Raw genomic sequence first — 24,497 nt, forward strand, 5'->3', positions numbered from 1 at the left:
TCACGAGAGAATCAGCGAAATCCGTCCCGCGCAAGGGCGTGGGTAATTACGGATGGTGCCATCCATGCCGAACTCGATGATGGCCAACGAGCGCGTCAGCGCGTCGATGGTGGCTTGGTTCTCATCAAAGGCGGGCTTACGGAACATGGCGCAACTCTCATTGGACGCCGTATCGTGACACCGAGACTATAAGTTGGTCTTAGTCGCATCTCGGAATCCGGCTCGGACCGTGCGCCACCACGTTCCATTTCAAAAGGATTTTTTGAGCCCAGTACAGATCATGGTCGGGCTATGACCCATTCCGTGTCAGATCGATCCCTGCCTTCAAGTCTCCGCGACTGTCGACAGGCGAACGGCGGTCACGAAATGATCGGAGCCGGTTCGAGCGCGCGTCGAGAGCCGCTGCGCACGGTGCCGCGACGGGCGACGGTCCGATCCGCGCGTGACGTCGAGCGCGGTCTCTCTGGTCGCTCACCGCGCGCCTTCGATCGCGCGGACACGTCGGTCCGGTGTGCGGAGCTCGGACAGCCTGGGTCAGGACCGTGATGCGGATCGGCTGGCCCGCATTCCCGAGGCTGGCCCGAAGGCTAGCGCGAAGCCTGCGCCAAATCCTCTTCGTCCGCGAGCCGAAGGAATTCCTCGAGTTTCGCGACGTTGCGTTCCGCCAAGGCGAGGACTTTCCAGGCCGCGACGAGAACCTCCGGCTCGGCGGACAGCCTCTCGTCCGGGGCTTGCAGGACCCGCCGGAGGCCGCCAGCCAGTGCCCGCATCGACGCCGCGGCCTGACGGATCTGCGCGATCCGCGGACCGATGTCCTCGCCGGAATCGAGGCGCCGGCGGAGGTCTAGAAGCATCGCGCGGGCGTTCTCGGCGCCCGGGATGGTGCCGAGGGGAATGATGTCGGCCATGGCGATCAAGCCAGCCCGACCCGGTACGGGCCGCAAGGCCGGTGCCCCGACGGGGCATCTCCCCGGCAACCCAGCCGAAGCGTGGGATTGACCCCGAGGCCCGAGACGCTGGCTGTGCTGCACGCCATCGGGATCGCCTCAGGCCGCGCGCACGGTGGTGAGGAAGCGCGTCATCTCCGCTGCGAGCTGCTCGGCGTGTCGCGACAGCTCGCCGGACGACGCCAGCACCTGGGTCGCCGCCGCGCCGGTAGCCTCCGACGCTGAGGCGACTCCGGCGATGTTGCCGGTCACCTCCGCGGTGCCCGTCGCCGCCTGGGCGACGTTGCGCACGATCTCCTGGGTCGCCGCGCCCTGCTGCTCCACGGCGGCGGCAATGCTGGCCGCCACCGTGTTGATCTCGCGGATGCGCCCCGTGATCGCGCCGATGGCCGAGACCGCCTCGCCCGTCACGCCCTGGATGCGGCCGATATGGCCGCCGATCTCGTCCGTCGCCCGGGCCGTCTGCGACGCGAGTTCCTTGACCTCGGCTGCGACGACCGCGAAGCCCTTGCCGGCCTCGCCGGCCCGCGCCGCCTCGATGGTCGCGTTCAGCGCCAGGAGGTTGGTTTGGCCGGCGATGGCCGAGATCATCGCGACGACGTCACCGATCCTCGCGACGGCCGTCGTGAGGTCCTCGACGAGCCGGGCCGTCCGGTCGGCCTCGCCGACAGCGGCCTGGGCGAGGGATGCCGATCCCTGTACCTGACGGCCGATCTCCTGAACCGAGCTCCCGAGCTCCTCGGAGGCCGCCGCCACGGTACCGACGTTCGACGCTGCCTGATCGGCCGCCGCCGCCACGGCCGTGGACTGCGTGGCCGTCTCGGTCGCGGTCGCCGTCATCGTCGCGGCCGTGGCCTGCAACTCCGTCGCGGAGGCCGAGACCATCCCGACGATGCCGCCGACCGTCCGCTCGAAGCCGTTCGCGAGGTCCATCATGATGCGCCGTCGCTCGGCGCCTAGCGCCGCGTCGGCGGCGCGCTTCGTCTCCGCGTCCTCGACGGCCTTCCGCGCGACCATGGCGCGGATGTCGGCGACGGCCTTGCCGACCTGGCCGATCTCGTCGCGACGGGCAGCCTCCGCGATGTCGGCGTCGAGATCGCCCTTGGCCATGCGCTGCAGAACGGCGACCAACCGGGTCAGGGGCCGCGTCAGCCCGAAATGGACGATGGCGAACGCGATGGCCAGGGCCGCGAGCAGCCCGGCGACCGCGGCCGTGACGAGGACCGTCGTCGCCCGCTCCGCGCTCGCCTGGGCCTCCGCCTTCGCCTGGGCGAGCTCGGCCGCGAGATTGTCGATGCGCGGCTGGACGAGATCGCGGACCTTGTTGCGGGCCGCGAGACCCTCGGAAAGCACGATTTTCCGCGCGGTCTCGGCGTCCCTGTCGAGGGCCGCCGCGTTCGCGCGCCCGACGACGTGGAAATAGACCTCGACGGCCTCGCGCAGCTTCTGATTGACGGCCCGCCGCTCGGGCGAGTTCGACAGCGCGATCAGCCTGTCGACCGCCACGTAGGCCTGTTTCACGGCCTCGTCGTAGCGCGATCGGTACATGGCCTGCTCGGGAGGCCGGTCCTCGATGAGGATGTTCCGATTCTGAACCGTCGCCTCGAGGACGTTCGTGCGAACAGTCAGGATATTCTCAAGTCGCGCGGACTGGACATCGACGATGTGCTGCGTTTTCTCGTTCAACTCATCAAAGACGCCGTGCGCGCGATACACGAGCCCGCCGGCGACGGCGGCGACCAGCAGCAGCGGGATCGTCACCTTGGTAACAATCTTGAGGTCGGAAAGGCGCGACATGTACTGTTGCTCCGCTACTTCTGAATTTTGAAGTCGCCGCATTTAAAGACGCGTTGCCCGGCAAGCGCGCGCCGGGGGCGTCCTCAGCGCGACGAGAGAGGTTTTCTGCCTTTCGGCGGCGACGCGATGCGCCGCCCGTCGCCTACGAGGCGCGGGCCAGCGACAGGACCGAGCGCGCGTCGGCGGTCGGGCTCCCGTCCGGATCGCCGGCGCTCACGCTCGGCGGCGGCGCAGCACCCTCGATGCGCGCGATGAGTGCCGCGACCTCGTGGACCGGGCGCGCCGGGCTGTAGAGGAAGCCCTGCGCGATGTCGCAGCGCTTGTCCCGCAGGACGTCCAGTTGCTGCCGGGTCTCCACGCCCTCCACCGTGACGCTCATCGATAGGGCCCGCGCCATTCGGGCGATGGCCTCGACCACGGCGACCTTCTCGGGGCGGCCCTGCAGATCGCGCACGAAGGAGCGGTCGACCTTCACCTTGTCGAACGGGAATTCGGTCAGGTAGCTCAGGCTCGAGTAGCCCGTGCCGAAATCGTCCAGCGCGATGCGCACGCCCGTCGCGCGCAGGCGCTTCAGGTTTTCCAGAACCTCCGGACCGTGGTCGAGCAGCACCGACTCGGTGATCTCGATCTCGAGCCGATCTGGCGCGAGGCCGGTCTCGCGGAGAACGGCCGCGACCTCGGCGTGGAAGCCCGGCATCCGCACGTGGATGGAGGAGATGTTCACCGCGATCTTCAGGTCGGACCACGTGCGGGCGTCGGTGCAGGCGCGGCGCAGGGCCCAGCGGCCGATCTCGACGATGAAGCCGGTCGTCTCGGCGATGGGGATGATCTCCCCCGGCGAGACCCAGCCGTACCCGGGCTTGTTCCACCGCAGCAGCGCCTCGAAACCGGCTACACGACCGCTCCGCATGTCCACCAGGGGCTGGTAGTGCAGCTCCATCTCGCCCGCCGCGAGGGCCGCGCGCATGTCCAGGTCGAACTGCCGCTGGCGGACGACCCGCTCCTCCAGCGACGGATCGAAGGTCCGCCAGCAGCCCTTGCCGTCCGCCTTGGCGGCGTAGAGGGCGAGGTCGGCGCGCATGAGCAGGCTGGCAGGCTCGACCGCGTCGTCCGGCATGTAGGCGATGCCGACGCTGACACCGACCTCCAGCCGGGCCTCGTCGATCTGGAACGGGCGGCGCAGCTCGGCCACCACGCGGGCGGCGAGGGCCTCGGCCGCGGGCCGACCGAGGTCGCGGACGACCATCGCGAACTCGTCGCCGCCGAGGCGGAACAGGCTGTGCGGTTCACCGATGGCGAGCAGGCGTGCAGTCACCGCGCGCAGCAATCGGTCGCCGACGAGGTGGCCGCGACTGTCGTTGACGGCCTTGAAGCCGTCGAGGTCGAGATAGAACAGCGCACTCGGTCTCTCCGCCATGCGGACCGTGCGGCAGAGCGTCCCCAGCGCGTCCTGGAAGCCGCTGCGGTTCGGCAGTCCGGTCAGGCTGTCGTGACCCGCCAGGAAGGCGATGCGGGCCTGCGCCTCCCGGCTCTCGGTGGTGTCCGAGCCCACGCCGCGGTAGCCCGTGAACGCTCCCTGTGCGTCGAAGACGGGCTTGCCGTTGAGCGTGATCCAGCGCGTGCCGACCGCGGTACGGAGCCGGATGGTGCGATCGCGGAAAGGCGCGCGCGCCGCGATCGCCGCGGCGACGGCCTGGGCATCCGCGCCGTCGCCGTCCGGGTCGGCGAACGCGCGCAGGAGCTCAGACAACGTCCGGTGGCGCAGCCCGGCGACCTCGACGCCGAGCAGGGCGGCGACAGCGGCGCGGGCCTGCCGAAGGCGCCCGACCGTGTCGGTTTCCCAGAGCCAGTCGCTCGTGCCCTCGGCGAAATCCTTGAGGAGGAACCCGATGGTCTCGCTCTGCGCCTGCACCATGACGCGGTCGCAGAGGCGCTGGTAGGAGTGCCGGCACATCCGACGCGCGCTCACGAAGACGAAGGCCGCGTACAGCGACAGCAGCACGGCGACGTACTCGCCGACCGGGCTCTCGCAACCGGCGAGCCCGACGAAGATGCCGGCCACCACCGGCGCCACGGCCAGGAGCGCCAGGGAGAAGATCGGGCCCGCCACGTAGGCGTGCGAGATCAGGGCGGCGCAGACGGCCCCGACCACGATCCGGTAGGCATTGTCGACCGAGGGCAGCAGGATCGCCGGCATGCTGGCCCAGGCGAGACCGCGGCCGAGCGCGAGGCCGTGAAGGACGGCGAAGGCCTCCCGGGCGATCGATCGGTCGCCGAGGCGGCCGCGATAGCGTCGCATCGCGATCATAGCCACCGCGCACAGCGCCGTCACCGCCACCGCGAGACCGGACAGGTAAGCGTGCGAGACGATGCCCCAAAAGATGACGGCCAGCGCGAGCACGACGGCGGCCTGCGTCACCGCCGAGTAACGGCCGAGTTGCAGCGTCTCGGCGAGCATCGTGGCGCGCATCGCCTCACGCAGGCGCGCGTCCTCGTCGGGCAGGTGCGCCGCGTCGTCGACGCCCATCGGCAGGATGATCTCACTCATGGCCGCGCCCGTTCGAGGACGTCGAAGCGTCGGCGGCGATCACCCTGCCGCGGAGGTCGAACTGGATCGACGTCGGTGCACTGTCGAGGGTGCACGACTTCGCCCGGCATTCGGCATTCGGCAGCGACATTCAGGTACCCAGGCAGGAGACGTCTCGCCGCGTCTCCAGTGCGAGGATGACCGCTTCGGACTGCCAGAGTCTCAAGCCGATCGCCGGAATTCCTGTTCAATCGCGCTCGAGGGAATCGAATTTCCTGTCATTCCACCGGAGACATCCGAAGCTTCGAGCGTAGTGAGATTATTTATTCCATTCTTCGGCATATACATCGGGCTCGCCCGATAGATAACCCATCGCATTCTGGTATCCATCGATCGCCAAGAATGAATCCGCCGCAGGCTTCCTTTCCCAATCAATCTTTGGCCTGCACGACACTGACATTCGCCATCGAATGTCAGTCAATATGGATCAAATGCTGTCTTCTTAACGCTTTCACGGCCACGCTTATGCCATTCCGCATCTCAGCTCTGGAGCACTGGCAATCGGGGTGAGGCGATGCCGACACGTGCATTGATGCGTCCGCAGGCGAAGACCGAGATCGGCGCCGCCCCGCGCGGCTTCTCCTCGCGCCACTACTTGAAGCTAATCGAGGATACGGGAAAAATCGGCTTCTGGTCGGCGGACCTGCGCTCCGAGCGACTGGACGCGTCGCCGGGCCTCTACCGGATTCTGGGCCTCGACCCGACCACGGAGATGACCTTCGGCTTCGGGCTCGACATGATCCACCCGGAGGATCAGGCCGCGCACGGTGACCAGATCGCCGTGCTACGCTCCGGCCAGCCGGTCAGTCGCGAGTTCCGCATCATCCGGCCGGACCGGACCCAGCGCTGGCTCCTGCACCACGCCGAGGTCATGCTCGGCTCGGACGGGCGCCCGAGCCAGGGCATGGGCGTCGTGTTCGACGTCACGGCGCAGCACGAGACCATGAACGCGCTCATGCAGCGGCATGACCGCCTGAACGCGCTGATCGCCGCGACGGCAGCGGTCTTCTGGGTCAACAAGGCGAACGGCGAGCCGAGCGAGATGCCGCAGTGGATGGCCCTGACCGGTCAGTCTCACGCGCAGATGCAGGGTCTGGGCTGGCTCGACGCCGTCCACCCGGACGACCGCTCCCGCACGCTCGCGGCCTGGACCACGGCGGTGGAGCACACGGCGCCCTACAACACGGACTATCGCGTCCTGTGCGCGGACGGGATTTACCGGTGGTTCAATGCGCGCGGCGCGCCGGTGCTGAACAAGGACGGCTCCGTCCGCGAATGGGTCGGAGTCTGCTTAAACGTTCCGGGACGGACCCGCTACGGGGCCCCGCCGCCCGAGGCGGTCCCGCCGCCGGGGACCGCGCAGGGTTCGGTCGCCGACGAGACCCTGATCCCGAGCCAGATCCGTTCGGCCCGCGCAATCACCGGCCTCTCGAAGGATGAGCTTGCCGCGCGGGCCAACGTCTCGGTCTCGACCCTCAACCGGCTGGAGGATCCGACCTCGGCGGTCAGGTCGCGCTGGGACACCCTGCTCGCCGTGCGTCGTGCTCTGGAAGAGGCGGGCGTCGAATTCATCTTCGAGGCAGGCAAGAAGCCCGGCGTGCGCGAGGCGTGACTGCACTTGAGGCCGCTTGACCATCCGGTGCATCTGGCACCTGATCCGCGCCTGACTTCGCGGGCAAGGGGGAGATCGGTTCGCGGCCCTCTCGGCTTGCTCGGGCGTGAGAGAGCCGAGCGCCGAATGGATGCGTTGCCGGTTGTCGTAGCCCTCGATGTAGGCGAACAGATCGCGCCGCGCCTCGTCTCGGGTCGTCCATCGTCGCTGATGGACGAGCTCGATCTTGAGCGTGTGGAAGAAGCTCTCCATCGGGACGTTGTCGTAGCAGCAAGCCGTGCGGCTCATCGCCGGCTTCGCCCCCATGCTGATGCGTTGCTTACGGTAGGCCTGCGCCGCGTACTGGCTGCCGCGATCCGGGTAGCAGATGAGCCCGGCGGCCGGCCGCTGCTCTCCAGCAGGGCGACCGCTTGGCGTTTGAACTCGGGCGTGAACTCGCGTTTCGTCTTCGCCATCCGACACCTTCCCCGCTCAGCACGAGCGTATCAGAGGTATCCGCGAAGCCGAGGGAAGATCAATCTGCCGGTTCGCGCACTGCTGAAGGGTAGGCGCATCGCGGCGACCACCGGATAGACCGCCGGCAGGACCACGAGGGTCAGCAACGTCGCGGAGATCAGCCCGCCGATCACCACGGTCGCGAGGGGGCGCTGCACTTCCGCCCCGGCGCTGGTCGATAGGGCCATCGGCAGGAAGCCGAGCGTTGCGACGAGGGCCGTCATTATCACCGGGCGCAGGCGCCTCTCGGCCGCCCGGGTGGCGGCCTCCCGCGGGTCAAGGCCGGAAGCTTCGAGATCGCGGATGGTGCTCGTCAGCACCACGCCGTTCAGGATCGCGATGCCGAAGGTCGCGATGAAGCCGATCGCCGCCGAGATCGAGAACGGCATGTCGCGTAAAGCAAGCGCCAGGATGCCACCGTCGCGGCTATCGGCACGTTGAGGACGATCAGCCCGGCGCGGCGGATGTCGCCGAACATCACGACGAGGAGGACGAGGATCCCCACCAGCGCCGCCGGCACCACCACCGAGAGACGGGCGGTAGCCTCCTGCAGGTTGTGGTACTGGCCGCTCCATTGCAGCGCGTAGCGGGGCGGCAGCTTCACCTGATCGGACACGGCCTTCTGCGCGGCGTCCACGAAGCTCTGCACGTCGCGGCCGCGGACGTTGACCTGGATCGAGCTCCGCCGCTGCAGCCGCTCGCGGCTGATCTGGGCCGGGCCGGAGGTGACCTCCACCGAGGCCACCATCGCGAGCGGCACCGTCATGGCGGAACCGGTCTCCTTGCCCGGCCGCCCCACCGGCAGGGCGCGGATGCGCTCGATGTCGCTGTTGTCGGCCGGGTCGAGCCGGACCACAAAGTCGGTGATGGTATCGTCGTCGCCGTAGGCCATGCCGGCGGTGCGCCCGCCGATGCTCTCGACCACGTCGAGCACGTCCGACACGTTGATGCCGTAGCGGGCGGCCTTGGCCCGGTCGACCCGGATCGAGAGCGCCGGCATCCCGGCCTGCGCCTCGGCCTTCACGTCCGCCGCGCCCTGAATGCCTGAGACCACCCGCACGACGGAATCGGCCGTGTCCTTCAGGACCTTCAGGTCGTCGCCGTAGAGGCTGATCACGACGTCGCCGCGCACGCCCTCCAAGAGGTCGTCCATCCGCATCTGGATCGGCTGCGAGAAGCTATAGGCGACGCCCGGCACCTTCTACCGGAGGCGCTTGTGGAACGCCGCGACGAGCCCTTCCTGGCTGTGGGCGGTCCTCCAGGTCGAGGGGTCGGTCAAGGTGATGAAGCTGTCAGTCGATTCGACGCCCATCGGGTCGGTCGGGATCTCGGCGCTGCCGGTGAGGGAGACGATCCGCTTCACCTCGGAGAAGGATTTCAGCACCCGCTCGATGCGGGTGACGGTGGCGAGCGAGGCGTTCAGCGCGATGCTGGGCAGCTTCTCGGAGGTGATAACGATCGAGCCCTCCGACAACTTCGGCAGGAACTCGCCCCCGAGACGCGTGGCCATCGCGCAGGAGCCGGCGAACAGGGCGACCGTCGTGAGCACGCTGACGAACGCGTGCCGCTCGGCCCAGCACAGCACCGGCGTGTAGACACGCCGCACCGCGTGGACGAGGCGCGTCTCGCGCTCATTGACAGTCCGCCGCGCGAGAAAGAGCGCCGCGAGCGCCGGCATGAGGCTCAGGGTGACGATGAGCGACGCGCCGAGCGCCAGGATCACCGTGAGCGCCGTCGGGGCGAACATCTTGCCGGCGACGCCTTCGAGGGCGAGGATCGGGACGTACACCATCATGATGATCGCCACCGCGAAGATCACCGGGCGGACCACCTCGGCGGCGGCGGCGCGGATAAGATCATGGGCCGGGCGATCCGGGTGCTCGCCCCGGGCGCGGAGCACGTTCTCGATCATCACCACGGCGCCGTCGACGATCAGACCGAAATCGATCGCCCCGAGGCTCATCAGGTTGCCCGACAGGCCGAGCAGCCGCATCCCGGCAGACGCCATCAGCATCGAGAGCGGGATCGCGGCGGCGACGATCATTCCTGCGCGCAGGTGGCCGAGCAGCAGGAGCAGCACCACGATCACCAGCGCCGCCCCCTCGAGGAGGTTGTGCTCCACCGTGCGGATGGTGCGGTCCACCAGCGTGCTGCGATCGTAGAACGGGACGATCTCGACCCCAGGCGGCAGTTGCTGGCGCAGGGCGGCGATCGTCTTCTTCACCTCCGCGACTACGGCGCTGGCATTCTCGCCGTCGCGCATCATCGCGATGCCAATGACGGTCTCGCCTTCCGCGTCGTGGGTGACGGCGCCGAGCCGGACCTTGGGGGCCTCCTGCACCGTGCCCAGCGTGCCGCGCGTCACCGGCACACCACCGGGGCCCGTCGCGACGACGATGTTCGCGATGTTTTCCGGGCTCTTGGCGAGGCCCAGGCAGCGGATCGTCTCCTGCTGGTCGTTGTGCTCGATGTAGGCGCCGCCCCGGGCTGCGTTGTTCTCGGCGAGCGCCGTGTAGACCTGGGCCAGCGTCACGCCGTAGCGGCGCAGCGCGTCCGCCGAGACGCGGACCTCCTCGGTCGGCATCTGGCCGCCGTAGATGTTCACGTCGGCGATGCCGGAGGTGAGCTTCAGCTTCGGCGCGATGGTCCATTGCAGGATGCGCTTGAGCTGCATCGGCGTGTAGGCGGGCCCCCGCAGCTCGAACTGGTAGATCTCGTCGAGGCCGGTCGCCATCGGACCCATCTGCGAATCGCCGACTCCGGCGGGCATCAGGCTCTTGGCCTGGGGCAGGCGCTGGAACACCTCCGTCCGCGCCGCTGTGACCGACACGGATTCGTCGAAGGTGACGTAGACCGCCGAGACGCTGGCCCGGGACGTCGAGCGGACGTTGGAGAGCCCCAGCGCGCCGGCCATCGCGTTCTCGACAGGAAAGGTGACGAGTCGCTCGACTTCCAGGGGACCGAGCCCCGGCGAGAGGGTGAGGATCATCACCCGCTTCGGCGAGATGTCCGGCACCGCGTCGATCGAGAGTCCTTCGAGGTTGGCGATCCCGCCCGACGCCGCGGCGAGCGCGATCATCAGCACGAGGAAGCGGCGGCGGACCGAGAGGGCGATCCAGCTCTTCATCGCCGCCGCTCAATCCGTCGAGCCGATAAGGCTGCGCAGCAGGATGGCCTTCAGGCCGAAGCTGCCCGCGGTCGCAACACTCTCACCCGCCGCCACGCCTCGGCGCACCTCCACCCAGTCGGTGCGCTGGATGCCCAGCGTCAGGGCCCGCCGCTCGAACCTGTCCGGGGCCGTGCGCACGAAGGCGATGGGGCCGGTGTCCGTCTGCTGCACGGCCGCCGCCGGGATGGTCACGCCGTCGCGACCGACATAAGCCGCGACCGTCACCGAGACGAAAAGGTTGGCGCGCAGGAGATCCTGCGGGTTGTCGAGCTCGATTTGCGCCGGAGCCGTGTTCGTCGCCGGATCGAGGGCGGCGTTGACCGAACGGATATGGCCCTCGAAGGGCGGATGGCCGGGCCGGGCTCTCCACCGAGACCGCATCCCCGGCCTTCACCCGGGAGATATCGGCCCCGTAGAGGTTCGCCAGCACGACGACACGGGTGGGATCGGCCATCGTAAAGGCGTCGCGCCCGGTATCGACCACCTCGCCCAGGGTGATGCCGACGCTCGTCACTACGCCGGCAATCGGCGTGACCACGGCGCTGGTGCCCGGCGCGGCGCCCTCGGCCGGGGCGAGGCGTTGGTACTGCGACCGGTACATCTCCGCGTTCGCCTGCGCAGACTTGACCGCCGCCTGTGCTTTGGCGAGATCGACCTGCCGCCGCTCGACCTCGGCTTGCGCCACGCCACCGAATATCAGCTGCTCCAGCCCACGCTTCACCTGTAGCGCTGCCACCGCCTCGGAGGCCCGCGCCTCGCCGAGGGCGGCTTCAGCCGCCTGGAGCCCGTTGCGGGCGTCGAGGAGGAAGGCGGCATCGAGGGTCGCGAGCGTCTGCCCCGCCGTCACCCGGTCCCGGGCCGGACGGCGAGGCTCAGCACACGTCCCTGCGTGCGCGGCTTCTTCGAGCCCGAGGCCGAAGAGAGCGGCGTCCGGCTCGTCCTCTCGGCTGTGGGACCTTTCACCGTCCACGGCGACCGGGACCTCTGCTTCAAGGCCCTTTCGAATCTCATCGACAATGCCGTGAAGTTCACGCCCCCGGGAGGGACTGTCCAGGTTGCGGTCGCCTGGACCGGCCAAGCGATCGAGGTGGCCGTGGAGGATACCGGCCCAGGCCTGCCGGCGAGCGAGCACGATATCTGCGGTCCCGCCGCGACGCGTTGATCCAGCGCAAGGCCTGCAAAGCCGGACCGAGCTCATCTCGTAGGCTCGAACGGGAGGGGCAGACATGAAGTCGTCAGCCCTAAGCTCGCCCGAGACGGATCGACCGGTGGCCGCCGGATGGACGCCGGGCGTGCACGGGTGGCTTGCAGCCCTGCCGCTTGCCGGCCTCTGTGTCGGCTTGGCTGTGCAGGTCTTCGGTCGGGCAGATATCGCGGCGGCGGCCTGGACCCTCGCGACCCTGGCGGTCCTCGGAGCCCTCGTATTCCAGATTGTTACGAGCCTGGCGAAGGGCGACGTTGGGCTCGACCTCGTCGCCCTGCTCTCGATGGGCGGCGCGCTCGCGCTGTCGCAGCCGCTGGCCGGCGCCGTCATCGCCCTGATGTACGCCGGCGGCCAGTCGTTGGAGGCGTACGCGTCCGGCCGTGCCGGCAGGGCCATGACCGCGCTGATCGCGCGCCAGCCCCGGACCGCCCTGCGCGAGGACGGCGGGGTGCTGACGGAGGTGCCCCTTGCGGCGTTGGTCCCGGGAGACCGCATCCTCGTGCGCGTCGGCGACGTCGTGCCGGTGGACGGCCGGGTCGCCGCAGGCCGCGCCGTGCTCGACCGTTCGAGCCTGACCGGCGAGGCGCTGCCCGTCACCGCCCTCGCGAACGAGCCCGTGCTGAGCGGGACGGTGAACGCGGGCACGCCGTTCACGCTGGTCGCAGATCGGCCCGCGGCCGAGAGCACGTATGCCGGGATCATCCGTCTCGTGGATGCGGCGCAGGCCCGAAAGGCGCCGATGGCCCGCTTGGCGGACCGGTACGGTCTCGCCTTCCTCATGCTCACACTGCTGCTGGCCGGAGGCGCTTGGCTCGCCACCGACGACCCCGCTCGGGCGCTGGCCGTGCTGGTCGTCGCCACCCCGTGCCCGCTGATCCTGGCGGTGCCCGTTGCGCTCGTCTCCGGCCTCTCCCGCGCCGCCGGCATCGGCGTCCTTATCAAGGGCGGTGGTGCCCTTGAGATGCTGGCCAAGGTCCGCGTCCTGGTCGTCGACAAAACCGGCACCTTGACCCACGGCACCGCCCGGATGGTGGCCCTGCGGACCCTCGGCGCCGTTGACGAGGACGAGGTGCTCGGGCTCGCGGCGTCCCTCGAACAAGCCTCGGGCCACCCGGTAGGGCAGGCTCTGGTGGAAGAGGCGCGCCAACGCGGCCTGACGCTCTCGCAACCCGAAGCCGTCGAGGAGACGCCTGGGGAAGGCGTGACCGGTCTCGTGGAGGGGCGGCACCTCGTCGTCGGGGGGCTGCACCTGATGCGAATCCACGGGATCGACTTCCGAATACCGGACGAGGCGCGAGGCCTGGCGGCAGCCGCGGCGACGGTGCTGGTCGCCATTGACGGCGCGCCGGCCGCCATCCTGGAGTTCGCCGACCCGCTCCGTGCGGACGGCGGCAGCGCGCTTCTGGAACTGCGCGCGTGCGGCATCGAGCGGGTGTTACTCGCGACTGGAGACCGGCGCATCGTCGCCGAGGCGCTCGTCGCTGGTCTGCCTGTAGACGCCGTCGCCGCCGACCTCGACCCGACGGCGAAGACGGACACCGTGGCCGCCGAGCGCCGCAACGGTCCGGTGATGATGGTCGGCGACGGTGTCAACGACGCGCCCGCCCTGGCGGCCGCAGATCTCGGCGTGGCACTCGGCGCGAGGGGTGCGGCGGCCGCGGCCGAAGCCGCGGACGTCGTTCTACTGGTCGACAGCTTGGCGCCCCTGCCCCAAGCCATCCGCATTGCCAAGCGGGCCCGCGCCATCGCGCTTCAAAGCGTATGGATCGGCCTTGGCCTGTCGCTCGCCGGCATGACCGCGGCGGCACTAGGACACCTCACGCCCCTCCAGGGCGCGTTGCTCCAAGAGCTCATCGATGTAGCGGTTATCCTCAACGCCATGCGGGCGCTCGGCGGTCCCCGAGACGCTCGCAAGCCGATGGCGCGGGAGGCTGCGCGGCATCCATGAGGCCGGTCGACGGAACACGGGGCTTGCGATGGATCAAGGTGGCCCGTTCCAACCAAGAACAGGCTTTCCTCGTCGGCATCGATGCACAACGGAGGCCGCCATGGACTACGCGAACATCCTCGTGTCCGCCGACCTCGGCGAGGCCGCACCGGATCGGATACGGCTTGCCGCCGACTTGGCCCGACGCTTCGGGGCGACCCTGACAGGTGTGGCCGCCCACACCGTTCCAGCGCCCATCCTGGTGCGGGACATCTACGATGCCATCGACCAGGAAGGCCGCAACAAGGCGCAGATACAAGCCATCCTGGAACAGGCTCATGCGTCGTTCGAACGCTTCGCCGGGAATGGCATTCCCACCGACTGGCGCTGGTGCTTCGCCGACGCCACCGCACATCTCATCGAGCAGGCGCGCGCCGCGGACCTCGTGATCGTGAGCCGGAAGGGTCTCGGAGACCAGGATCCAGGGCCTCTCGGCGTGCCGCCCGGGCCCGTGCTCATGGAGGCAGGCAGGCCGGTCCTGGTCGTGCCGCCGAGGACCGCGCACCTGAAGGCGGCGCGCATCTTGGTCGCCTGGAAGGATAGCCCCGAAGCACGACGGGCGGTGTCGGCCGCGCTGCCACTCATCCGGGAGGCGGACCAGGTCCTCGTCGCGACGGTCGGCACGGACGCACGCCTTAAGGGCGTGGAAGACGTCGCCTACCACCTCGCGCGGCACGGTGCCCACGTCACACCGCACCGCCTGCACACAAAGGACGACGACGGCTCGGAGATCCTGCGCTTCGCCCTGATGCAGGACGCCGACCTGATCGTCCTCGGCGCCTACGGCCATTCTCGGTTGCGGGAGTGGATATTCGGCGGCGTGACGCGAGACCTCTTGGACCGCTCCCCTTTCTGCAGCCTGATGTGCCATTGATGCCCAGCAGGCGTTTCTTGATCGGCGCGAGCATCGCGCTCCGACTGCTCGCCGGGCCTGCGGCGGCGGAAGAGGCTTCCGCCGCGCGCGGCCGCGCCCTGGCGGGCATCGTCTGCGCGCGCTGTCACGCCGTCCGCATGACGGGCGCGAGCCCTATGCGTGAGGCGCCGCCGTTCCGCTCGCTCGCCGAGCGCTTTCCCATAGGCGACCTTGCCGACGTCCTAGATGAAGGCGTCGAACGCCGGCATCCGGCCATGCCGGACTTCCGGCTCGATCCGAGCGATGCGGCCGACCTGACGGCCTATATGCGGACGCTGAGGCGGTGAGACGGACGTCAAAGCGCCGGCAGCCGGACACCAAGGGCGAGGGTTCGACGGGACGCCGAGCCCCGAAGGGACGAGCACCATGGAAGGGTCGCTTCTCTACGTCAGCCGGCGGATGTCCTCCGACGTTGAGGTCCGGAACATCGTCGAGACGTCGCTGGCCAGAAACGCACAACTCGGCATCACCGGAGCACTCGTCGCGTCGCGCGAGCGTTTCGCACAGATACTCGAAGGCCCCCGCGCCGCGGTGGACGCGCTGATGGACAGCATCCAGCGCGATCGGCGCCATGCAGGCGTGGAGGTGCTAGTCTACGATGACATCGACAGGCGGCGCTTCGCGGACTGGACCCTGGCCTATTCCGGCGCCTCCGTTTTCGTCGATGGGCTGATCGGAACTCTGACCGAGCGCGCCACGCCCCTGCCGCATCGAGGCGACGTGCACCGCTTGATCCAGGCCATTGGGGAACTCGCGCGTGCACGAATTTGGCGGCCCGGCAAGCTCGGGCCGCCGTAGGCCGTGCGCGGCCCCTTCACTCAACGAAGCTCCAGCCAGCCCCAAGCGCGGCGCGCTCTTCCTCGTTCAGCGGGCCGGCCCATTCTATCCTGTTCGGTGCACGGACCTGGGGTGGCGCTTCGTCGGCCTTCGACTGCGTCGCAGCCGGCTCGGAGAGGCGCCCGCGTTTACGCGACCGAAAAACCCGGCCTTTCGCGACGTTCCGTTGAGGATCTCGCTCCGTCATCGTCGTCCTCCAGGCTTCAGCGAGACAGGAACAGGGCTGCCGGGCTACCCCTGAGGAAAGAGCGCGTGACGCCACCGAAGAAGTATTCGCGGGTTGGGGAGTGCCGGTAGGCACCCATGACGATCATGTCGGCCCGGAACAAGCCGGCCTGGACGCGCAACGTATCGGCGACGCTATCCCGCTCCGGAAGATCATTGACGCTGACATTCACCCCATGCCGGGCGAGGTGGGGCGCGAACTCGGCGCCCGGCACCGCTTCGTGGATTTCCGCTTCGGTGCCGACCGAGACGATCTCGACCGCCTCGGCTGAACGCAGGAACGGTAAGGCGTCGTTGGCGGCCCGAGCGGCCTGGGCGCTGCCGTCCCAGGCGACGATGATCCGCCGCGCGACGAAGGCGTCGCGTCCAGGCGGGACGGCGATGACCGGCCGACCGCTGTGGAAAAGCGCCTTCTCGACCATCTCGCGGTCGAGGTCGTACGTCCGCGGACCGATGTCCAGGACCGTCAGGTCGTACAGGCGCGCGCGCGTGGCGAGACGGCTCACGATCTCCGGATAGGGCAGGCTCGGCGCCTCGGTCGTGCAGACCACGCCGGCCTGCGCGGCGTCCCCGGCCGAGCGCTCGGCGATGGAGCGGGCCAGTTCGTCGAGCCGTCGGTCCACGACCGACACGCCTTCGTAGTCAAACTCGCCGAGCCAGGCGTCATCGCCCGACAGGCGCCACGAGGCCGACTGAACGGTGAGGTGAGCGCCGGCGGCTTTGGCCAAGGTCAGGCCGTATCCGATGGCCGACGAGGCTTCCTCACGCTCGCCCTCCACGGCGGTTCCGACGAGGATGTCTCGGATGCCCGCGAGGGGCGAAGGGCTAGGTCTGGACATGGATGTTCTCCGGGTTCCGCCGTCCGATGGTTCCTCTAGTCGCGACCGCGCCGCGTTGATCCACCTCAAGCGTCTCGGGTGACGCGGTATCATTGCCGGTTCGGCCCAAAGAACTACTCGACCCCGGCGGCGAATACGCACCGGCGGCTGTTCCCCGCCCCGGAATCGCAGTAATGACCAGGCACGCGATGCAGCCGCCCCGCGGTCGGACACAGACGAGTTCCACGACGGCCGCACGAAGGACTTTCACGGGTGCGCTCGATGACGGACACCGTCGACAGGCCCAGCGCCGACTTTGAGCGCGACGTCACGCGGGCGAGCGACGAGCTTCGGCGGACTCTCGACGATGTCGGCATCTGCGTCTGGTCGCTGGACATCGAGACCGGGCGGGCCACCGCCTCGCCGACCTGCGCACACCTGTTCGGGGTGCCGCCCGAGCGGCTCACCACCTTCGCCGACACACAGGCGCTCGTCCATCCGGACGACCGGCAGGCCCGCGCTGACGCCATCCAGCGGGCGTTGCGTGAGGGCGGAAGCTACGAGGCCGACTACCGCGTCGTTCGTCCCGATGGGTCCGTCTGCTGGCTGCGTTCGCGCGGGCGGGTGAGCTTCGACGACGCCGGCCGGCCGGCACGGCATCGCGGGGTGGTCCTGAGCATCGACGAGCAGAAGCGGGCCGAGGAGGACATCCGGGCCCGCGAGGCGCATCTGCGCTCGATCCTCGACACCGTGCCCGAGGCGATGGTCGTCATCGACGAGAAGGGCCTGATCCACTCGTTCAGCGCCGCGGCCGAGCGCCTGTTCGGCTACGCGGCCGGCGAGGCGGTCGGGCGGAACGTCCGCATCCTGATGCCGGAGCCGATGCAGGGCGAGCACGACGGCTACCTCGACCGCTATCGCCGCACCCGGGAACGCCACATCATCGGCACCAACCGGGTCGTGACCGGCCGGAGGCGGGACGGCTCCACCTTCCCGATGGAGCTCGCCATCGGCGAGATGCGCTCGGGCGAGCAGGTGTACTTCACCGGTTTCATCAACGACCTCACGGAGCACCAGCGCACCCAGGCCCGCCTCCAGGAACTTCAGTCCGAGCTCGCCCACGTCTCGCGGCTCAGCGCGATGGGCGAGATGGCCTCCGCGCTCGCGCACGAACTGAACCAACCGCTCGGCGCCATCGCCAACTACACCAAGGGCTGCCGCCGCCTGCTGGCTCGGGCCGATCCCGAGGCCATCGCTCGGACGATGGAAGTCCTCGACAAGACCGCCGAGCAAGCGCTGCGGGCCGGCCAGATCATCCGGCGCCTGCGCGAGTTCGTAGCCCGCGGCGAGGCGGAGAAGCGGGTCGAGCCGGTCGCGCGGCTGATCGAGGAGGCCAGCGCGCTGGCGCTGGTCGGCGCGCGCGAGCAGGGCATCGCCGCGCGCGTCGCCGTTGACCCGCGGGCCGGCTGCGTCCTCGCCGACCGGGTGCAGGTGCAGCAGGTCTTGGTGAACCTCCTGCGCAACGCCCGCGAGGCCATGCACCAGGGCGACAGGCGCGAACTGACCGTGGAGGCGAGGTCCGTCGACGGGGAGACGGTCGAGATCACTGTATCGGATACCGGGCCTGGCATCGCCGCGGAGGTCGCGGACAGGCTGTTCCAGCCGTTCGTCACCACGAAGCGAAGTGGCATGGGCGTCGGTCTCTCGATCTGCCGCACCATCGTCGAGGCGCATGGCGGCCGCCTCGACGTCGAACGCAACGAAACCGGCGGGGCGACTTTCCGGCTGACGCTCCAGGCCGCTCACGTGGGAGACCCGCCCGATGGCGACTGACCTCGTGCACGTCGTGGACGACGATCCGGCCATGCGGGACTCCGTCGGCTTCCTGCTCGGGACCGAGGGCTTCGATGTCCGGCTCTACGAGGCCGGGGCGGACCTGCTCGACGGGCTGAAGGAGCCGGCCGGGGGATGCGTCCTGACCGACATCCGCATGCCCGGCATCGACGGGCTGGAACTGCTGCGCCGCCTGCGGGCGGCGGGGCACGCCTTGCCGGTGGTGATGATGACGGGACACGGGGACGTGCCGCTCGCTGTCGAGGCGATGAAGCTCGGCGCCTGCGACTTCATCGAAAAGCCGTTCGACGACGAGGCGCTCATCCAAGCGCTCAGGTCGGCCTTGGAGCGCGGCGGGGCCGCCGGAGCGGTCGACCCGACGCTGCGGGAGTTCGTGCGACGGTTCGGAACCCTGAGCGAGCGCGAGCGGCAGGTCCTGAACCACCTCGTCGCCGGAGGCACAAGCAAGGAGATCGGTCGGACGCTCGACATCAGCCCGCGCACGGTCGAGATCTACCGGGCCAAGCTCATGGCCAAGACGCGGGCGGAGAGCCTGCAGGAATTGGTGCGCTGGTCGGTGCTGGCCGGGCTAGCCTGACGCGGGCTTGAGGCAGGTCAAGGCGAGCGCCCGATCCGCGAACGCTTGGTGGCGGCTTCAACGCAGAGCCACATTGAACGGTGCGCGCCATGCCATGGGCCCGCGAGACCCTCATCGATGTCGTGGACGACGACCCGGCCATCCTGCATTCCACGCGCTGCCTGATCGAATGCGAAGGCCACCGCGTCGAGACCTTCGCCGACGGCAGCGAACTGCTGGCGGCCTTTCCCGGCCCGCGACCGGCCTTCGTACTGCTCGATCAGGTCATGGCGGGGATGGACGGTCTTGAGGTTTTCGGCCGCCTGCGCGACCTCGACGCGCATGTCCCCGTCGTGCTGATCACTGGCCATCCCGACCCGGGCATCCGGACGTGGGCTCGGATTGCGGGCATTCCATTGATCGAAAAACCCCTCGTGTTCGACGCGCTCTTCGGACTTCTCGGCGAGGAGGCCGCCGGGATTTCGGCTTCGCGAACTTGAGGCATAGCGCCAGCATGGCCCCGGCCACACACCTACGCTCCAGTAATACAAAGCAGACCCTTGGCACGCTCTCCAGAGCGTCTGCGGAGAATTGGTTTGTGACTGAACTCTTCAGATCGGGTTTTGAGGCGTCTTGGGAAAATCCAGCGGCAAGTTGTTGAGCACGCGCCACAGCTCGTAGCCGAGCGAGACGGTCTCCATCCGTATCCAGCCCCGCGCCTTAGCTCCGAGCGGGATGAAGTCGACGTCGGGCCACGCGGAGCTGCCGGCGTCCTGCTCGACGAGCACGCGAAAACGGCCGCTTGGTTGGGCCGACGGGTCGATGGCCCTCACCCGCCCGTCGAACATACCATGCGCCACCGAGGGCCAGCCGCTGAATTGGATGGCTGGCCAACCCTCGAAGGCGAGGCGCACGCTCTGCCCAGGTCGGATCAGGGCGACGTCCCGCCCGTCGACCATCAGCTCAACGACGCGTTCCGGCGCGTGCGGCGCGAGGGTGGCCAGTGTGTCCCCCGCGTTGACCAGCGCGCCGGCCGCCGCGGCGTTGATGTGCAGAACGCGGCCGTCCCTGGGCGCGCGAACGAGCTGCGCCGACTGGCGGTTCAAGGTCACTTCGAGCCGGCTGAGCTTGGCCTTGGACTCGGCCAGCTTCGCCCGTTGCTCCGCGACGCGGATCTGCGCGGCCTCGAAGTTGCGCCGCGTCACGAACCCCTTCTCCGCGGCCTCGCGCGTCTGGCTGACCTGGCTCTCCGCCACCTTCACGGCCTGATCGGCCGCTGCGATCTCGGCCTCGATCTGCTCTCGCTCGGCGCCCAGGCGCTTGAGAAGGAAAGGGTCGTTGTCGACGAGGCGGGCGATGGGATCCCCGGCGCGGACCCGCTGGCCATCCTCGACGTACCAATGCTCCACCCGGCCCTGGACCAGTGCCGTGACCGTCTGCACCCGGTCGGCGGGGTTGGGCGCGATGACGCGCCCGGTCCCGGCCGAGGTCTGCACCCAGGGCACGTACAGGAGGAGCAGGACTGCGACGACGGTTCCGAGCCCGATGATCCAGCCGAGGACGACCACCGCACGCGGAGGCCGGATCGCGGTCAGGGTCGGAAAGCGATGGAGATGTTCAGGCCGCGACAGCATGGGGCTTCTCCGTCGGCGTCGTCTTGTCGAGCTGGTCCACACGTCCGGCCGCGCGCCCGTATCCGTGGGCGCCCAGGCGGATCTGGTCGTCGTGAACCGGCATCGGGGGGCGGCGGGTGACATGCAGCACCGTCGTGCCCGCCTCCCGGAACCCCGCGAGCGCAGCCCCGATGCGATCCGGTGGCAACAGGTCGAGGAGCGTCGGCAGGACGAGGAGCTTTGGCGGCCGCAAGAGGGCGGCGGCCAGCTTTAGGGCGACGACCTCGCCCGTTGAGAGCGGCAAGCCGGACTTGGACAAGGCGGTGTCGAGACCGGAGGGCAGGCGCCGGATGCGCTCAGCCAGCCCGACACGTTCAAGGCACTCGTGCATCCGAGCGGGGCACGACTCGTCGTCGCCCGACAGGTACTGGCGGATGGTCGTCTCGGGCAGCGTCGGCCGATCCAGGACGAGGATCTCGGACTGCAGACCCTCCGGACCGAAGGCCGCGATGTCGGCTCCCCCGACCATCACCCAGCCGCGCACGGGCCGGACCCTCCTCTCGATGAGGTCCGCAATTGCCTGCTCGACACCTTCGCCGGCGGCCACGGCGAGGATCTCGCCGCGCTCGACCGCGAAGTCGAAGCGCAGGCCATCGTGCTCGACGTCGCGCAAGCACAGGTTCCCGTCGGCCGGACCAGGGCCGTTCCCCCCGCCGCCGTCGGCCTGCTCGATCTCTTCGAACAGCGACAGCTCGTGGAGCGCCGCGACGAGGTCGTAGAAGGTCCGCGCGTGGGAGCCCAGTTGCGAGATCCCATAGAAGGCGCTCGACAGGACGAGTTCCGCCGCCACGAGTTGCCCGAGCGATAACTGCCCTTGCAGGATGAGCCACCCACCCATCGCCAAAAGCCCAGCGCTCGCAATGGCGTAGACCATGAGGAATCCGATGGTCTGTGCGAAGGTGTGACGGAAATGGCGGCGATGCACCCTCGCGTAGGTGGCGGTCAAAGCCTCGGAACGGGCAAGCGCGGTCGTGAGGCGACCACCATGCCTGTAGAAGCCGTTCGAACTGCCGACGCTCTCAAGCCAGCGTGCCGTCTCATGCTTGGCATGGCTCAGCGCCGCGCCGGACCGGACCGCCGGCGCCGCCCAGAGGAACGCGATGCCGACGAGCACGGCGACCACGACCAGATTAAAGGCGAGGAAGAACGGATGATAGAAACTCGTCAGGACGAGGCCGATCCCGGACTGCAGGAGGATCGCAAAGCCGCCGACCAGAAGATGCGGTACCGCCTTCTGGACCGTCATGAGGTCGAAGAAGCGATTGAACAGGTCGCCGCGGCGTGCATCGTCGAAATGCGGGTTTCTGGCATGGAGGGCGCGCAGGGTGATGTCCGCGACGGTTCTCGCGAACACGCGCCTCTCGAACAGCGCCAAAACATAGATCCGCGCGGCGCTCAGCAGGGCGGCGGCGAGCAGCAGGCCGAGGAGCAGCCCGGACAGGACGAACAGGGGCGCCGGCAGCGCAGTGTTGGCCACCGAGTTGATCAGGAGCTGCACCGACACCGGCACGGCGAGGCCCAGGAGCGCCACGGCGATGCCGTAGACGACCGCAGTCCAGACGAAACCGGCCTCCGGCCTGAGGAAACGGCCGATGAGCCTGCAGGCTTCCGCGAGCGTCAGCGGTTTGTGTTTCGTCGCATCCATGTAGCGAGGACCTTCGAGACCGGATTGAGGGCGGGCGAGGACGACGGTCCCGGCCCGGAGGCGGGGCGCGGCCTCAGAATGAGGAGAAAACCGTGGGATGCGTGGGGGGAAGGAACACGGAACCGACACAGGGTAGCCGCCTTGGGCGGTGCTCGATCCTCACGGTGTTAGATCGAAGCGATGGGCCGCCGCCGCCGGGCGTGCGGCGGATGCCCTGAAGGCCGGGACCGCAAGCGCAGTCCGCCATGGTTCGTTGCATGGCGGACCGCGTTGGCGACAGCGATTGCCGGCTATCCGGACGGCGGCCGGGTCGAGGCAGGGCACCCGCTTCAGCAGCGGTAGCCGCCCGACGTCTGGCCGTACTGCTTCACCGGGAAGTGCTGTTGGTCGGCGTTGCCCTCCTGAGCCGAGCTCCGGCGGCAGCCGTCGACGGTCGGGGTCAGGATCTCGGCCGGGAGGAGCGAACCGGTCGAGAGCCCGTCCCAGGTCGTCTGCGGGAGAGGCCGCGATCCCGGACCTAGGCGCAAATCGGCGAACGCGGCGGAGAGCGGCGCGACGCTGAGCGCGGCCGTGATGGCCACGGCTGATAACTTCTTCGACGCATTCATCACTCGTCTCCAATCAAGTTTGCGGTCGTGGGGACCTATCCGTGGATCAAACGGCTGGAGCAGACCCGCATCGGCGGCTTGCGTTCGCCCCATCCACAAACCTGATTTGGAGTATTGAGCTTCGGCCTACAATTTCACACTCTCAATGGAGATCATTGTGAAACCAAATATTTAGGATATGCCCCCCTGATTTAATCCTCAATCGCCGTATACTCTCAATAGGTGCTGTGTGCTTTGTCACCCAACGCCCTTGCGATCCATTCCGGATGAGTGGATTCTCAACCGAGGAGCTTGAGATCCGACCCGTGTGACCTGACGTGAGGTCGATGCCCGGGCCGTCCCTGCCTTTCGACCTCGACCTGCTGCGCACCTTTGTCGCCATCGTCGACAACGGAAGCTTCACGCGCGCGGCCAGCAGGCTGGGCCTGACGCAATCGACCGTATCGCTGCAGATCAAACGGCTGGAGGACGGCCTCACGCGTCGCCTGTTCGACCGTGACGGTCGAGAACTCAAGCTGACGTCCGAGGGCGAGGTACTGCTCACCTACGCGCGGCAGATCCTCAAGCTCGGGGGCGAGGTTCTGTCCAAGATCGTGACGCCGGAACTGACAGGCGTCGTCCGGCTCGGCACGCCGGAGGATTTCGCGACCACGCACCTGTCGGAGGTTCTAGCGTGCTTCGCCCGCGCCCACCCGCAGGTCGCGCTCGAAGTGAATTGCGACTTCACGGTCAACTTGCTCGATGACTTCTCCAAGGGCCGGTACGACATGATCCTGTTCAAGCGGGAGCCACAGGGACCGAGCGGCGGCACTAAGGTCTGGCGGGAGGTGCTCGACTGGGTCGCATCGCCGCGTCTGGTCGCGGAGGGCAACGGTCCGATCCCGCTCGTCCTGTCACCCGCGCCAGACGTCTACCGCAAGCGCGCGCTGTCGGCTCTCGACGCCGCCGGCCGGGACTGGCGCATCGTCTACACCAGCCCGAGCCTGGCCGGATTGCAGGCCGCCGTGCAGGCCGGGCTCGGGGTGACCGTGTTGCCGACGGAGATGGTCCCCGAGGACATGGTATCGGTTTCGGCTCGTCTTCGGCTGCCGAAGCTCTCCGATACGGAGATCGTCCTCTACCAGGCTCCCGGCCACGTCTCGCCGGCGGTGCAGCTTTTGTCGACGACGATTGTCGCGGCGTTGGAGCGTCGCGTCGCGGTCCCTGCGACGGTCGGCTCCTGACTTCGTCGGTCCTTGCTGGATTGCGTCAGATCAAGGTCCTCGCGAGGCCTTCGCGCCAAGCTGTGAGCTAGCCGGAACGGGGAAGGCGCACGCGGTCCCCTCTACGTGGGCCCTGGGCCGTTCCGCGTAAGCCGCCGCGCCCGCGAAGTCCCGCGGCGGGCTGCATGCATGGTCACCTTCCTCCGTCGCCATGATCAGTCGCGGTCCAGGCGCCGGCTTAGCGCAGGTCATATGGCTATGGGGTGTGAAGACGGGCGCCCCTCGCGCTCCTTGAGCCACATCAAAGCTTCGATGCGACATTGCCGGATGCTCGGCTTCAGGAGGTGGCAGGCCGTCTGCCGCCAAGG

Annotated in this window: 19 protein-coding genes and 3 pseudogenes; 10 read left to right on the top strand and 12 right to left on the bottom strand. The window is 68.7% G+C overall.

Going from position 1 to position 24,497, the window contains the following annotated elements; all coding sequences use genetic code 11:
- From J3A75_RS05355 to J3A75_RS05370, 4 genes are all read right to left on the bottom strand, one after another.
- Positions 1-147, bottom strand: coding sequence for a hypothetical protein (locus J3A75_RS05355; RefSeq protein ID WP_209649760.1), 147 nt, complete (start codon positions 145-147; stop codon positions 1-3).
- Positions 148-587: 440 nt separating this feature from the next.
- The gene (locus tag J3A75_RS05360; RefSeq protein WP_070998447.1) at positions 588-908 is read right to left on the bottom strand and encodes a hypothetical protein; all 321 of its coding nucleotides are present in this window, start codon (positions 906-908) and stop codon (positions 588-590) included.
- Between the two features lie 138 nt (positions 909-1,046).
- On the bottom strand, positions 1,047-2,744 hold the full coding sequence (locus tag J3A75_RS05365) for a methyl-accepting chemotaxis protein (RefSeq protein WP_070998449.1): 1,698 nt from the start codon (positions 2,742-2,744) through the stop codon (positions 1,047-1,049).
- Positions 2,745-2,886: 142 nt separating this feature from the next.
- On the bottom strand, positions 2,887-5,292 hold the full coding sequence (locus tag J3A75_RS05370; RefSeq protein WP_070998451.1) for a putative bifunctional diguanylate cyclase/phosphodiesterase: 2,406 nt from the start codon (positions 5,290-5,292) through the stop codon (positions 2,887-2,889).
- Positions 5,293-5,863: 571 nt separating this feature from the next.
- Between J3A75_RS05370 and J3A75_RS05375 the strand changes: the two genes are divergently transcribed.
- Positions 5,864-6,943, top strand: a complete 1,080-nt coding sequence (locus J3A75_RS05375) for a PAS domain-containing protein (RefSeq protein WP_058606527.1) — start codon at positions 5,864-5,866, stop codon at positions 6,941-6,943.
- 81 nt (positions 6,944-7,024) lie between these two features.
- Here J3A75_RS05375 and J3A75_RS05380 read toward each other — a convergent pair.
- The 4 genes and pseudogenes from J3A75_RS05380 to J3A75_RS37225 all read right to left on the bottom strand — a co-directional run.
- A pseudogene (locus tag J3A75_RS05380) lies at positions 7,025-7,342 on the bottom strand (IS3 family transposase); the annotation flags it as partial.
- Positions 7,343-7,428: 86 nt separating this feature from the next.
- A pseudogene (locus J3A75_RS05385) lies at positions 7,429-10,565 on the bottom strand (efflux RND transporter permease subunit).
- Positions 10,566-10,574: 9 nt separating this feature from the next.
- Positions 10,575-10,988 carry a hypothetical protein gene (locus tag J3A75_RS37220; protein WP_312892934.1) on the bottom strand — a complete coding sequence of 138 codons (414 nt, stop codon included), beginning with the start codon at positions 10,986-10,988 and terminating at the stop codon, positions 10,575-10,577.
- A gap of 25 nt (positions 10,989-11,013) precedes the next feature.
- A pseudogene (locus tag J3A75_RS37225) lies at positions 11,014-11,577 on the bottom strand (efflux RND transporter periplasmic adaptor subunit); the annotation flags it as partial.
- Here J3A75_RS37225 and J3A75_RS37230 point away from each other — a divergent pair.
- The 5 genes from J3A75_RS37230 (at position 11,497) to J3A75_RS05415 (ending at position 15,509) form a co-directional block, all read left to right on the top strand.
- The gene (locus J3A75_RS37230) at positions 11,497-11,769 is read left to right on the top strand and encodes a sensor histidine kinase (RefSeq protein WP_024831162.1); all 273 of its coding nucleotides are present in this window, start codon (positions 11,497-11,499) and stop codon (positions 11,767-11,769) included. The pseudogene J3A75_RS37225 and the gene J3A75_RS37230 sit on opposite strands and share 81 nt — an antisense overlap.
- 64 nt (positions 11,770-11,833) lie before the next feature.
- Positions 11,834-13,759 carry a heavy metal translocating P-type ATPase gene (locus J3A75_RS05400; protein WP_070998453.1) on the top strand — a complete coding sequence of 642 codons (1,926 nt, stop codon included), beginning with the start codon at positions 11,834-11,836 and terminating at the stop codon, positions 13,757-13,759.
- A gap of 100 nt (positions 13,760-13,859) precedes the next feature.
- Positions 13,860-14,672, top strand: a complete 813-nt coding sequence (locus J3A75_RS05405) for a universal stress protein (protein WP_070998455.1) — start codon at positions 13,860-13,862, stop codon at positions 14,670-14,672.
- Positions 14,672-14,998, top strand: coding sequence for a c-type cytochrome (locus tag J3A75_RS05410; protein ID WP_070998457.1), 327 nt, complete (start codon positions 14,672-14,674; stop codon positions 14,996-14,998). The genes J3A75_RS05405 and J3A75_RS05410 overlap by 1 nt, the downstream gene beginning before the upstream one ends.
- A gap of 79 nt (positions 14,999-15,077) precedes the next feature.
- Positions 15,078-15,509, top strand: a complete 432-nt coding sequence (locus J3A75_RS05415) for a BLUF domain-containing protein (protein ID WP_070998459.1) — start codon at positions 15,078-15,080, stop codon at positions 15,507-15,509.
- 242 nt (positions 15,510-15,751) lie between these two features.
- Here J3A75_RS05415 and J3A75_RS05420 read toward each other — a convergent pair whose 3' ends face one another.
- A complete protein-coding gene (locus J3A75_RS05420) occupies positions 15,752-16,612 on the bottom strand; it encodes a universal stress protein (RefSeq protein WP_070998461.1) in 861 nt (286 codons plus the stop codon).
- Between the two features lie 261 nt (positions 16,613-16,873).
- On the opposite strand from J3A75_RS05420, the gene J3A75_RS05425 reads away from it, so the two are divergent.
- From J3A75_RS05425 to J3A75_RS05435, 3 genes are all read left to right on the top strand, one after another.
- Positions 16,874-18,424, top strand: a complete 1,551-nt coding sequence (locus tag J3A75_RS05425) for a PAS domain S-box protein (protein WP_071000621.1) — start codon at positions 16,874-16,876, stop codon at positions 18,422-18,424.
- A complete protein-coding gene (fixJ, locus tag J3A75_RS05430; protein WP_012317411.1) occupies positions 18,414-19,022 on the top strand; it encodes a response regulator FixJ in 609 nt (202 codons plus the stop codon). The genes J3A75_RS05425 and fixJ overlap by 11 nt, the downstream gene beginning before the upstream one ends.
- A gap of 89 nt (positions 19,023-19,111) precedes the next feature.
- Positions 19,112-19,501 (top strand): response regulator transcription factor, encoded by a 390-nt coding sequence (locus J3A75_RS05435; RefSeq protein ID WP_070998463.1) that lies wholly within the window; start codon positions 19,112-19,114, stop codon positions 19,499-19,501.
- A 111-nt stretch (positions 19,502-19,612) separates the two neighbouring features.
- Here J3A75_RS05435 and J3A75_RS05440 read toward each other — a convergent pair whose 3' ends face one another.
- The 3 genes from J3A75_RS05440 to J3A75_RS05450 form a co-directional block, all read right to left on the bottom strand.
- Positions 19,613-20,635: an efflux RND transporter periplasmic adaptor subunit gene (locus tag J3A75_RS05440; protein ID WP_012317413.1), complete on the bottom strand. Its 1,023-nt coding sequence runs from the start codon at positions 20,633-20,635 to the stop codon at positions 19,613-19,615.
- Entirely contained in the window at positions 20,619-22,319 is a 1,701-nt protein-coding gene (locus J3A75_RS05445; protein WP_209649762.1) for an ABC transporter ATP-binding protein, read from the bottom strand. Before J3A75_RS05445 ends, J3A75_RS05440 begins: the two co-directional genes overlap by 17 nt.
- 329 nt (positions 22,320-22,648) lie before the next feature.
- Positions 22,649-22,927 carry a hypothetical protein gene (locus tag J3A75_RS05450; protein WP_012317415.1) on the bottom strand — a complete coding sequence of 93 codons (279 nt, stop codon included), beginning with the start codon at positions 22,925-22,927 and terminating at the stop codon, positions 22,649-22,651.
- 326 nt (positions 22,928-23,253) lie between these two features.
- Between J3A75_RS05450 and J3A75_RS05455 the strand changes: the two genes are divergently transcribed.
- Entirely contained in the window at positions 23,254-24,150 is an 897-nt protein-coding gene (locus J3A75_RS05455; RefSeq protein WP_012317416.1) for a LysR substrate-binding domain-containing protein, read from the top strand.
- The last annotated feature ends 347 nt before the right edge of the window (positions 24,151-24,497 follow it).

It is taken from the genome of Methylobacterium sp. PvP105, from assembly GCF_017876975.1.
In the GTDB taxonomy this organism is placed as follows: Bacteria; Pseudomonadota; Alphaproteobacteria; order Rhizobiales; family Beijerinckiaceae; genus Methylobacterium; species Methylobacterium radiotolerans.